This is a genomic window from Burkholderia sp. AU33423, from assembly GCF_002223135.1.
Lineage (GTDB): Bacteria > Pseudomonadota > Gammaproteobacteria > Burkholderiales > Burkholderiaceae > Burkholderia > Burkholderia lata_D.
Map to the genome: position 1 here is coordinate 200,038 of NZ_NKFH01000009.1, position 13,319 is coordinate 213,356.

At 71.3% G+C, this 13,319-nt stretch carries 1 protein-coding gene; it reads right to left on the bottom strand.

What is annotated here, in order from left to right; genetic code table 11:
* Window positions 1-145: 145 nt before the first annotated feature.
* Entirely contained in the window at window positions 146-12,877 is a 12,732-nt protein-coding gene (locus CFB50_RS34125) for an autotransporter-associated beta strand repeat-containing protein (RefSeq protein ID WP_089448855.1), read from the bottom strand.
* Between the last annotated feature and the right edge of the window lie 442 nt (window positions 12,878-13,319).

Sequence of the window (13,319 nt, forward strand, 5' to 3'; positions counted from 1 at the left end):
GCGGGACGTAAAACATCGCGCCATACGTTTCATGCCAATTGATTCGCATTACGAAACTTCTGTCATGCGAATCGAACAGCCAACCATCGAACCATCGATCAACCATCTGCCGCTCGCGACAACGACATCGCGAGCGGCCGCCCCCTTAAAACTTCCACAGCAGATTGCCGTACAGCGCGTGGTCGCTGAAGCTTCCGCCGATCTGGCCGCTATACGACAACCCCAGCGACAGGTTCTTCGTGACGGCCGCATCGACACCGACCTCGAGCACCGCGGCATCTCGCGCGACCGGCACGCCGACCACGCTGAACGGTGAACCGCCGCTCGCGAACGCCAGCGTCGAACCCGGCTGCGTATTGCCGAACGCATGCCGCCAGCCGACGGTCCCGAACGCGGTGACCTTGCCCTTCGTCGTGACCGCGACATCGGTCGAGGCCCGCACGCCGAGCGTCGAGAAGCCGAGGCCGGTCGTGCTGGAATCGCCCTGCAGTGCAGCCGCGCCACCGTTCTCCTTGAAGCCGTCGGTATGCAGGCTCGCATACGCGAGTCCGACGAACGGTTCGAGTGCGACGTTGCGGATGGCCGTCGAGTACCCGATCTCGGTGAACACCTGCGTCGCGTTCGCGTCGTAGCTGGCGGTGTCGTGGTCGGCGAAGCCACCGAACGACGGATTGCGCTCGCTGTGCACGCGGTACCACGACTGCGCCAGGCCGCCGCGCACGTTCCACGCGTCGTATCGACCGCTGGCGTACAACGCGATCGTCTCGCCGTTCACCTTCGCCGACTGGTTCTGGTCGGCATTGAGCAGGGTGCGCGATGCGCCGCCCGCGATACCGACGCGCCAGTGGCTGCTGACCTCCGCATCCGTACCGACGACGAAGCCGTACAGGTTGCGGTCGACCGACGCGACGCCGTCGCCGTCGAATCGGCTATGCGAGCCGTACAGCCGGCCCCACACCGCCGGCTTGAACGACTTGGCCGGCGTACAGCCGTTCTCCGACGCCAGGCGCCGGTCGAGCGACGCCGCGTGATCGTCCGCCGACACCGGCGCCTCGCAGCCGCACAACGCGCCACCGGGCTGCGAGCCGAGACGCGCGCGATCGAGCACCGCGTCGCGCACGTAGCGGCTGTCGGACAGCAGCACGCTTCTCGTGCTCGGATGCAGATCGCCGGCAAGCTGCGCGAACGCACGGTTCGCGGTCGGGGCATCCGACGTCAGCACGGTATCGAACAGCGGATTGCCGGCGCCGAGCGTGCCGACCGCGCCCGCCACCGCTTGCCCGTCGGGCGTCGTCGCAACCGACGCGAACGGCGTGCCGTTCGGTGCCAGCGACATCAGCACCTGCGCCGGGTTGTACGTGAGCGTCGGCGTGAGGAACGCATACGTCGAGTTCACCGCGCTGAATTGCCCCTGCACGCCCGCGCCGGCGTTCACGATCGTGTACAGCTTGCCCGGCTGGTATTGCCCGGTCGCCGCGACGACCTGCACCGTCCCGCCGTTGAGCGCGGCCGAGCCGGTCACGTCGAGGCCGCCGCTTTGTTGCGGCGTCGCGCCGACCTGCAGCGTCGAGCCCGGCTGGAACGTCGCATTGCCCGCCACCTTCAGCGGCTGCCCGAGCTGGAGCACCGAAGCGGTGCCGCCGCCCGACACGACGAGGCCGCCGATCGTGCCGGTCCCGGTGACGGTCGCACCGTTGCCGACGGTCACCGGCGAGTTGGCCAGCGAACCGGTGACGGCGAGCGTGCCGCCGGCCACGGTCGTCGGCCCGGACAGCGTGTTCGTGCCGCTCAGCAGCTGCGCGCCCGTGCCGGCCAGCGTCAGCGGCCCGGTGCCCGACAGCGTGCCGGCGAAGGTGCTGGTGCCTGCGGTGTTGACCGTCAGCGGCGTATTGCCGAGGTTCACGTTCGAGCCCGTCGTGCCCGACAGCGTGCCGATCGACTGCGGCGCGGCCGAGCCCGCCAGGTTCAGCGTCGCGCCGCTGCCCGCGAGGATCATCGGGCTGGTCGGCGCGAGGCTGCCTGCGCCGGTGAGCGCCAGCGTGCTGCCGCTGCCGATCGTCGTGTTGCCCGTGTACGTGTTGGCGCCGGTCAGCGTCTGCGTGCCGCCGCCCTGCACCGCGAAGCCGCCGGTGCCCGCGATCGTGCCGCCGAACGAACCGCCCGTCGGGCCGGTCACGGTCAGCGTGTTGCCGCCGAGGTTCACCGTCGAACCCGCCGCACCCGACAACGCGCTGGCCGTCTGCGGCGCCGTCGCCCCGCCGACATCGAGCGTCGCGCCGGTACCGGCGAGCGTCACCGCACTGCCGGCCGACAGGCTGCCGGCGCCGCCGACCGCGAGCGTGCTGCCGCTGCCGATCGTCGTGTTGCCGGCGTACGTGTTCGCGCCGGTGAGCGTCGTGGTCGACGGGCCGTTCACCGTCAGGTTGCCGGCGCCGGAGATCGGGCCGCTCAGGCCGAGGTTGTTCGCGCCGCCGACCGTGAGCGTCGAACCCGTGCCGAGGTTCACCGCGTTGCCGAGCGTCGTGCCGGCCACGCTGGTGGCAAGCGTGCCGCCGTTGCCGACGACGCTCAGCGTGCCGCTGCCGAGTGCCGTCGGCGTGCCGGCGACCAGCGTGCCGCCGCCCGTGACGCTGGTGCCGCCGGTGTAGGTGTTGGCACCCGACAGCGTCGTCGTCGCCGGGCCGGTGACCGACAGATTGCCGTTGCCGGAAATCGCGCCGGTCAGGCCGAGGCTGTTCGGGCCGCTCACAGTCAGCGTGGAACCCGTCCCGAGGTTCACCGCATTGGCCAGCGTCGTGCCCGGCGTGCCGGCTGCCAGCGTGCCGCCTGCGCCGCCGGTGTTCAGCGCGCCGGTGCCGAGCGCCGTGTTGCTGCCCGCGACCAGCGTGCCGCCACCGGTCAGGTTCGTGCCGCCCGAATACGTGTTCGAACCGGTCAGCGTCTCGGTGCCCGTGCCGCCCAGCGTCAGGCTGCCGCCCGTGCCGGCGATCGTGCCGCCGTACGTGCCGCTGCCCGAACCGCCGAGCGTCAGGTTGTTGCCGCCGAGGTTCACCGTCGAACCGGCCACGCCCGACAGCCCGGTCGTCGTTTGCGGCGTCGTCGCGCCGCTGACGTCGAAGGTTGCGCCCGCACCGGCCAGGTTCAGCGGACTGCTGCCGGAGAGGCTGCCGCCCGCGCCGATTGCCAGCGTGCCGCTGTTGATCGTCGTCGCGCCGGTGTACGTGTTCGCGCCGGTCAGCGTTTCAGTACCCGTGCCGGCCATCGTCAACCCGCCCGCGCCGCCGACCGTCCCGCCGAACGTGCCGCCGAACGTGCCGCTGCCCGAACCGCCGAGCGTCAGCGTATTGCCGCCCAGGTTCACCGTCGAACCCGATACGCCCGACAACGCGCCCGTCGACTGCGGCGTCGTGGCGGCGCTCAGATCGAGCGTCGCACCCGTTCCGGACAGATCGACCGCGCTGCCCGACGACAGGCTGCCGCCCGCGCCCACCGCCAGCGTGCTGCCGTTGCCGATCGTCGTGTTGCCGGTGTACGAGCCGGTGCCGCTGAGGGTCGTCGTCGACGGACCGTTCACCGCCAGATTGCCGCTGCCCGAGATCGTGCCGCCGAGGCCCAGGTTGTTCGCACCGCCGACCGTCAGCGTTGAGCCCGAACCCAGGTTGATCGCGTTGGTCAGCGTCGTGCCGGCCGTGTTCGTGCCGAGCGTGCCGCCTGCGCCGCTCGTGTTCAGCGCCCCCGTGCCGAGCGCCGACCCATTGCCCGCGAGCAGCGTGCCGCCGCCGGTCAGGTTCGTGCCACCCGTGTACGTATTCGCGCCGGTCAGCGTTTCGGTGCCCGTGCCCGCCAGCGTCAGGCTGCCACCCGTGCCGGCGATCGTGCCGCCGTACGTGCCGCTACCGGAACCGCCGAGCGTCAACGCGTTGCCGCCGAGGTTCACCGTCGAACCCGCTACGCCCGCCAACGCGCCCGTCGACTGCGGCGACGTGGCCGCGCTCAAATCGAGCGTCGCGCCTGCACCCGCCAGATCGACCGCGCTGCCGCCCGACAGGCTGCCGCCCGCGCCGACCGCCAGCGTGCTGCCGTTGCCGATCGTCGTGCCGCCCGTGTACGAGCTCGCGCCGGTGAGCGTCGTCGTCGACGGGCCGCTCACCGCGAGATTGCCGCTACCCGAGATCGCGCCGCCAAGGCCCAGATTGTTCGCACCACCAACCGTCAGCGTCGACCCCGCACCGAGATTCACCGCGTTGCCGAGCGTCGTGCCGGCCACGCTGGTGCCGAGCGTGCCGCCCGCGCCGCTCGTGTTCAGCGCGCCCGTGCCGAGTGCCGATCCATTACCCGCGATCAGCGTGCCGCCGCCCGTCAGGCTCGTGCCGCCCGTGTACGTGTTCGTCCCGTTGAGCGTCTCGGTGCCCGTCCCGCCCAGCGTCAGGCTGCCGCCTGCACCGGCGATCGTGCCGTCGTACGTGCCGCTGCCCGAACCGCCCAGCGTCAGGTTGTTGCCGCCCAGGTTCACCGTCGAACCGGCGACGCCCGACAGCGTGCCCGTCGTCTGAGGCGTGGTCGCGCCGCTCAGGTCGAAGGTTGCGCCCGCACCCGTCAGGCTCACCGGCGTCGTCCCCGACAGGCTTCCGCCCGCGCCGATCGCCAGCGTGCCGCTGTTGATCGTGGTGGCGCCCGTATAGGCGTTCGCGCCGGTCAGCGTTTCGGTGCCGGTGCCGTTCATCGTCACGCCGCCCGTGCCGGCGATGTTGCCCGCGTAGGTGCCGCTGCCCGCGCCGCCGAGCGTCAGGTTGTTGTTCCCGAGGTTCACCGTCGAGCCGGCCACGCCCGAGATCGCGCCCGTCGATTGCGGCGACGACGCGCCGCTCAGGTCGAGCGTCGCGCCGGACGCCGTCAGGCTGACCGGGCTGCTCGACGACAGGCTGCCATTGCCGCTGATCGCGAGCGTGCCGCTGTTGATCGTCGTCGCGCCGGTGTACGTATTGGTGCCCGTCAGCGTTTCGGTGCCGGTGCCCGACAGCGTCAACCCGCCCGACCCGCCGATCACGCCGCCGTACGTGCCGCTGCCCGATCCGCCCAGCGTGAGCGTATTGCCGCCGAGATTCACGTTCGTGCCCGTGCCGCCGGACAGCGCGCCGCTCGTCTGCGGCGACGTGGCCGCGCTCAGGTCGAGCGTCGCGCCGGTACCCGACAGGTCGATCGCGCTGCCCGACGACAGGTTGCCGCCCGCGCCGACCGCCAACGTGCTGCCACCGCCGATCGTCGTGCTGCCGGTGTAGGTGTTCGCGCCCGACAGCGTCGTCGTCGACGGACCATTCACCGCGAGGTTGCCGCTACCGCTGATCGCGCCGCCGAGGCCCAGGTTGTTCGCACCGCCGACCGTCAGCGTCGAACCGCTGCCGAGGTTCACCGCGTTGCCCAGTGTCGTGCCGGGCGTGCTCGCGGACAGCGTGCCGCCTGCGCCGCTCGTGTTCAACGCACCCGTGCCGAGCGCCGAGCCGCTGCCCGCGATCAGCGTGCCGCCGCCGCTCAGGGTCGTGCCGCCCGTGTACGTGTTGTTGCCGGTCAGCGTTTCGGTGCCCGTGCCCGACAACGTGAGGCTGCCGCCCGCGCCGGCGATCGTGCCACCGTACGTGCCGTTGCCCGTGCCGCCGAGCGTCAGGTTGTTGCCGCCGAGGTTCACCGTCGAACCGGCGACGCCCGACAGCGTGCCCGTCGTCTGCGGTGTCGTCGCGCCGCTCACGTCGAACGTGGCGCCCGCACCGGTCAGGTTGACCGGGCTGCTCGCGGACAGGCTGCCGCCCGCGCCGATCGCCAGCGTGCCGCTGTTGATCGTCGTCGCGCCCGTGTACGTGTTGGTGCCCGTCAACGTTTCCGTGCCGGTACCCGACAGCGTCAGGCCGCCCGTGCCGCCGACCGTTCCGCCGAAGGTGCCATTGCCCGAACCTCCGAGCGTCAGCGTGTTGCCGCCGAGGTTCACCGTCGAGCCCGATACGCCCGACAGCGTGCCCGTCGTCTGCGGCGTCGTCGCGGCGCTCACGTCGAGCGTCGAGCCCGTTCCGGCCAGATCGATCGCGCTGCCGGACGACAGGCTGCCGCCCGCGCCCACCGCGAGCGTGCTGCCGTTGCCGATCGTCGTGTTGCCCGTGTACGAGCTCGCGCCGGTGAGCGTCGTCGTTGCCGGGCCAGTCACCGCGAGGTTGCCGCTGCCCGAGATCGCACCGCCGAGGCCCAGATTGTTCGCACCGCCAACCGTCAGCGTCGACCCCGAACCGAGATTGACCGCGTTGGTGATCGTCGTGCCGGCCACGCTGGTGCCGAGCGTGCCGCCCGCGCCGCTCGTGTTCAATGCGCCCGTGCCGAGCGCCGCGCTGCTGCCCGCGAGCAACGTGCCGCCGCCGGTCAGGTTCGTGCCGCCCGAATACGTGTTGTTGCCCGTCAGCGTTTCGGACCCGCTGCCCGATAGCGTCAGGCTCCCGCCCGCACCGGCGATCGTGCCGCCGTAGGTGCCGTTGCCCGTGCCGCCCAGCGTCAGGTTGTTGCCGCCGAGGTTCACCGTCGAACCGGCCACGCCCGACAGCGTGCCCGTCGTCTGCGGCGTCGTGGCACCGCTCACGTCGAACGTCGCGCCCGCACCGGCCAGATTGACCGGGCTGCTCGCCGACAGGCTGCCGCCCGCACCGATCGCCAGCGTGCCGCTGTTGATTGTCGTCGCACCCGTATAGGTGTTGCCGCCCGTCAGCGTTTCGGTGCCCGAACCGGACATCGTCAGCCCGCCGGTACCGCCGATCGTGCCGGCATAGTTGCCGTTGCCGGAACCGGCGAGCGTCAACGTATTGCCGCCGAGATTGACGTTCGTGCCGGAGACGCCCGACAGCATCCCGCTCGTCTGCGGCGAAGTCGCCGCGCTCAGGTCCAGCGTCGCGCCCGAGCCGGAGAGGTTGAGCGCGCTGCCCGCGGACAGGCTGCCGCCCGCGCCCACTGCCAGCGTGCTGCCGCCGCCGATCGTCGTGTTGCCCGTGTACGTGTTCGAACCCGTCAGCGTCGTCGTCGACGGGCCGCTCACCGACAGGCCGCCGCTGCCGGAAATCGCGCCGCCAAGGCCAAGATCGTTGGCACCGCCAACCGTCAGCGTCGAACCCGCGCCGAGATTCACCGTGTTGCCCAGCGTCGTGCCGCCGACGCTCGTGCCGAGCGTACCGCCCGCGCCCGTGACGTTCAGCGCGCCGGTACCCAGTGCGCTGCCGTTGCCGGCAATGAGCCCGCCGCCACTCAACGTGGTGCCGCCGCCGTACGTGTTCGTGCCGGTGAGCGTCGTCGTGCCCGAGCCGGTTTGCGCGAGGCTGCCGTTGCCGGCAATTGTGCCGCTCAGGCCGAGATCGTTCGCGCCGTTCAGCCCGAGCGTCGCGCCCGCGCCGAGATTTACCGCATTGCCGAGCGTCGTGCCGCTCACGCTGGCGTTCAGCGTGCCGTTGCCGTTCACGTTCAGCGCGCCGGTGCCGAGCGCCGTATTGCTGCCCACGCTCAGCCCGCCGCTGTTCAGCGTCGTGCCGCCGCTGTAGGTGTTCGAGCCGCCGAGCGTGGTCGTGCCCGTGCCCGACTGCACCACGCCGCCCGCGCCGGAAATGATGCCGTTCAGGCCGAAGTCGTTGAGGCCGCCGAGGTTCAGTGTCGAACCTCCGCCCAGGTCGAACCCGTTGGCGAGCAGGATGTTGGCCGTGCTCGCGTTGAGCGCGCCGCCGGTGCCGGTCACGTGGACCGTGCCCGTGCCGAGCGCCGTGCTGCTGCCAACGGACAAACCGCCACCGCTCAGCGTCGTGCCGCCCGTATAGGTGTTGGCGCCCGTGAGCGTCGTCGTCCCGCTGCCGGTCTGCGCGAGGCTGCCGCCGCCCGAGATGACCCCGCCGAGGCTCAGGTCGGCCGCGCCGTTCAGGCCCAGCGTCGCGCCTGCACCGAGATTCACCGCATTGCCGAGCACGGTGCCGGCGACATTCGCCGCCAGCGAGCCGCCCGCACCGGCGAGGTTCAGCGCACCGGTGCCGAGCGCCGTGTTGCTGCCCGCGATCAGCGTGCCGCCGCCGGTCAGGTTCGTACCGCCTGAATAGGTGTTGTTGCCTGTCAGCGTCTCCGCGCCCGTACCGCCCAGCGTCAGGCTGCCGCCGGCGCCGGCGATCGTGCCGCCGAACGTCGCGTTGCCCGAGCCGCCGAGCGTCAGCCCGTTGCCGCCCAGGTTCACCGTCGAACCGGCCACGCCCGACAGCGCGCCCGTCACCTGCGGCAACGTCGCGCCGCTCACGTCGAACGTCGCGCCCGCGCCGGCCAGATTCACCGCGCCACCTGCCGACAGGCTGCCGCCCGCGCCGATCGCCAGCGTGCCGCTGTTGATCGTCGTCGCGCCGGTATACGTGTTGGCGCCCGTCAGCGTCTCGGTGCCGGTGCCGGACAGCGCCAGCCCGCCCGTGCCGCCGATCGTGCCGCCGAAGGTGTTGTTGCCCGCGCCGCCCAGCGTCAACGTGTTGCCGCCGAGGTTCACCGCCGAGCCCGCTGCCCCTGCCAGGCCACCCGTCGCCTGCGGCGACGTGGCCGCGCTCAGGTCGAGCGTCGCGCCCGCGCCGGCCAGGTCGAACAGACTGGCCGCCGACAGACTGCCGCCCGCGCCCACCGCGAGCGTGCTGCCATTGCCGATCGTCGTACTGCCGGTGTACGAGCCGAGCCCCGTGAGCGTCGTGGTCGCCGGGCCGTTCACCGACAGGTTGCCGCCGCCGGAGATCGCGCCGCCCAGCCCAAGATTGTTCGGACCGCCAACGGTCAGCGTCGCGCCCGTGCCGAGATTCACTGCATTGCCGAGCACGGTGCCGCCGACGCTCGTGCCGAGCGTGCCGCCCACGCCCGCGACGTTCAGCGCCCCCGTGCCGAGTGCCGCGCCGTTGCCGGCGATCAGCCCGCCGCCGCTCAGCGTCGTGCCGCCCGAGAACGTATTGGCACCGAGCAGCGTCGTCGTTCCGCTGCCGGTTTGCGCGATCCCGCCGTTGCCGGAGATCACGCCGCCCAGGCTCAGGTCGGCCGAGCCGTTCAGGCCGAGCGTCGCGCCCGCGCCGAGATCCACTGCATTGCCGAGCAGGGTGCCGGCGACGTTCGTCGCCAGCGTGCCGCCCGCGCCCGTCACGTTCAGCGCACCCGTCCCCAGCGCCGCGCCGTTGCCCGCGATGAGCCCGCCGGCGCTCAGCGTCGTGCCGCCCGAGAACGTGTTCGTGCCGGTGAGCGTCGTCGTGCCCGTGCCGGTTTGCGCAAGACTGCCGTTCCCCGCGATCGTGCCGCCCAGGCCCAGGTCGGTCGCGCCGTTCAGCCCCAGCGTGACGCCGGTGCCGAGGTTCACAGCATTGCCGAGCGTCACGCCCGGCACGCTCGCGCCGAGCGACGCCGAGCCGTTGACGTCGAGGGCGCCGAGGCCGAGCGCGGTGGCGCTTCCGACGACCAGGCTGCCGCCTGTCAGCGCCGTGCCGCCCGTGAACGTGTTGTTGCCCGTCAGTGCCTGCGAGCCGGTTCCCGACAGCGTCAGCCCGCCCGCCCCGCCGATGTTGCCGGCGAAGACACCGCTGCCGCTGCCGGCCAGCGTCAGGTGGTTCGCCCCGAGATCGATCGCCGAACCCGCGACGCCCGACAGCGTGCCGATCGACTGCGGCGTGGTCGCACCGGCCACGCTGAAGTGCGCGCCCGCGCCGGTCAGGTTGACCGGGCTCGACGCGTCAAGGCTGCCGCCCGCGCCGATTGCCAGCGTGCCGCTGCCGATCGTGGTGCCACCGGTGAACGTCTCGGCCGCGGTCAGCGTCGTCGTGCCCGGGCCGCTGACATTGAGGCCGCCGGTGCCCGAGATGATCCCGCCCAGCCCGAGGTCGTTCGCGCCGCCCACCGTCAGTGCGGCGCCCGCACCGAGCTGGATTGCATTGCCGAGCACCGTGCCGCCGACCGTCGTGCCGAGCGAGCCGCCCGCACCCGTCACGTTCAGCGCGCCCGTCCCCAGCGCGCCGGCATTGCCGGCGAGGAGCCCGCCGCCGCTCAGCGTCGTGCCGCCGGAGAACGTATTGGCACCGAGCAGCGTCGTCGTTCCGCTGCCGGTTTGCGCGATCCCGCCGTTGCCGGAGATCACGCCGCTCAAGCCGAGATCGTTCGCACCACTCAGCGCCAGCGTCGCGCCCGCGCCGAGGTTCACCGCGTTGCCCAATGCCGTGCCGTTCACGCTCGCGCCGAGCGCGCCGCCCGCGCCCGTGACATTCAGCGCACCGGTGCCGAGCGCCGCGTTGTTGCCGGCGAGCAGCGTGCCGGCGCTCAGGGTCGTGCCGCCGCCGAAGGTGTTCGCACCGGACAGCGTGGTCGTTCCGGTGCCGCTCAGCACGAGTCCGCCGGACCCGTTGATCGCGCCGTTCAGGCCGAGGTCGTGCGCGCCGTTCAGCGTCAGCGACGCGCCGTTCAGGTTGATCGTGTTCGCGAGTGCCGCGCCGGCGGCCAGGTCCGCGCTCAGCGAGCCGCCGAGGCCACTCACGTTCAACGCGCCGCCGATGCCGAGCGCCGTGTTGCCTTCGACGATCAGGCTGCCGCCCCCCGTCAGGCTCGCGCCGCCGGTGAACGTGTTCGCGCCGGACAGCGTCGTCGCGCCGGTGCCGCCGAGCGCCAGGCCGCCCGCGCCGGCAATCGTGCCGCCCAGGCCGAGATCGGCCGAGCCGTTCAGCCCGAGCGTCGCGCCCGCGCCGAGGTTGACCGCATTGCGGAGCACGGTGCCGCTCGCGTTCGTCGCAAGCGAACCGCCCGCGCCGACCACGTTCAGCGCGCCCGTGCCCAGTGCCGCGCCGTTGCCGGCGATGAGCCCACCGCCGCCCAGCGTCGTGCCGCCCGTAAACGTGTTCGCGCCGAGCAGCGTCGTCGTGCCGGCGCCGGTTTGCGCCAGTTGGCCGCTCCCGCCGATCACCCCGCCGAGGCCCAGGTCGGCCGCGCCGTTCAGGCCGAGCGTCGCGCCTGCGCCAAGGTTCACCGCATTGCCCAGCACGGTGCCGCCGACGTTCGTCGCGAGCGTGCCGCCCGCGCCGGACACGTTCAGCGCCCCCGTGCCGAGCGCCGCGCCATTGCCGGCGATCAACCCGCCGCCGCTCAGCGCCGTGCCGCCCGAGAACGTGTTCGCGCCGAGCAGCGTCGTCGTGCCCGTGCCGCTTTGCGCGAGGGCGCCGTTACCGGCGATCGTGCCGCCGAGGCTCAGGCCCGCCGCGCCGTTCAGGCCCAGCGTGGCGCCTGCATCGAGGTTCACCGCATTGCCGAGCAGCGTGCCGCCCACGTTCGTCGCCAGCGAGCCGCCCGCACCGGTCACATGCAGCGCCCCCGTGCCGAGCGCCGCGCCGTTGCCGGCGATCAGCCCGCCGCCGCTCAGCGCCGTGCCGCCCGAGAACGTGTTCAAGCCAAGCACCGTCGTCGTGCCCGCGCCGGTTTGCGCAATCCCGCCATTGCCTGCGATCGTGCCGCCCAGGCCGAGGTTGGCCGAGCCGTTCAGGCCCAGCGTCACGCCGGTATCGATATTGACCGCGTTGCCGAGCACCGTGCCGCCGACGCTCGTGCCGAGCGAGCCGCCCGCACCCGTCACGTTCAGCGCGCCGCCGCCGAGCGCCCCGCTCGTGCCGACGAGCAGCCCGCCGCCGCCCGTCAGATTCGTTCCGCCCGTGAACGAATTGGTGCCGTTCAATGCCAGCGTGCCGGTGCCTTGCGCGTTCAGCGCGCCGCCGCCGGCGATCGTGCCCGACAACGCGAGCCCGTTCGCGCCGTCCACCGTCAGGCTGCCGTTCAGCGTCACGTTGTTGAGCAGGTTCACGCCGGCCGCGCCGGCCTCGAGCGTGCCGCCGCCGGCGACGATCGTGCCGGTGCCCAGCGCACCGGCGCCGTGGACGATCGCGGTGCCGCCGGTCAGCGACGCGTTCGCCGCGGTCGATGCGCCGGTGATGTCCCACGTGCCGCCCTGCACCGCGAGGTTGTTGAAATTGCCGAACGTATCGACCGCGATGGCGCCGTTCGTCGCGCCGCCGGCGGCCGGGTTCAATTGCAGGTTGAGCGTGTTGTTGCCGCCCACGCCCGCATCGACGCCGAGTCCGACCGACGATCCCGTCAACGCATTGAACGTGTTCGACGTGCCGAGGCCCGCGCCGAGCGACACGTTGCCCGTGATGGTTCCCGCGTTGGTGAACGTATTACCGGTGCCGGCCAGTCCGCTCGGCGCAAGCACCACGGAGCCATTGATCGCGCCGCCGCTCGCGTTGGTGAAATTGACCTGGGCGCCGCCCTGCGCGGTGACCACCTGTGCGGTCGGGCCCGCGGTGAAGCCGAGGATGCCGGTCGTGCCGATCGTGCCGGCATTCGTGATGTTCGTCGTCCCGCCAATGCCGTTGTAGACGGTCAATGCGGGCCCGTTGCCCAGCAACCCGCTGGTCGAACCCATCATCACGCCGGTGCTCGTGTTGGTGACGTTGACCGTGCTCGGGGACAGGACATTGCCGACGACCGTGCCGTTCGAAACGGCGCTCAGGCCGGCCAGGGATGGGTCGATCGTCCCGTTGTTGGTCAGCGTGACGCCGCTGCCCGTCAGCGACATCGCCGTCCCGCCGAACAACGGCAGCACGGAAACGGTCGCGCCCGGGGCGACCGTGACGGTGAGGCCGTTTGTGCCGTTCGCGTAGCTGGCGGTCGCGCCGGTACAGGTGACGGCAGGTGTTCCGGTGCAGGCGGCCAGTGCTTCGGCGGGAATGACCCCAGCGCCGACCAGCGCGACCAGCATGCCGGTCGGAACGAGGAATTTCGGACGTGCATCCGCGCGCTTTTTATTCGAACCCATGCGCATACGCATAATCACACCTTCCCATAAAGAGAATCGACGTCCCGAATCCTTCCCGCAATCAGGAATACAGAAAGGAAATACCGGAATCTGTTATTCGATTTTTCTGGATAAACGCCGCCCCATCATCAAACCAAAACGGATGACCGGATTGACAACTGGCGAGAATTAATCAACTGGCATTATTTAATCAGCATTTTTTACTTTTAATCCCCCTGCCCGGTAAATCTTCCACTTATTAGAAACCGCTGCTTCATGCACATCAAAGATGCCGCCGGAGAACCCACGCTGATTACGCGCGTCCCTATACAGGTCAAACGGCGGTCGCACCCAAAGTGCCCGCGTGGCAAGCCTTGCGCCATGAAAACAAACGCCGGAATCCGCCCCCGGAATTCAATCCAGGAACTGTTGTTTCATATATGGATTAGCCTGACTCCATCGTTCGATTCGTCTC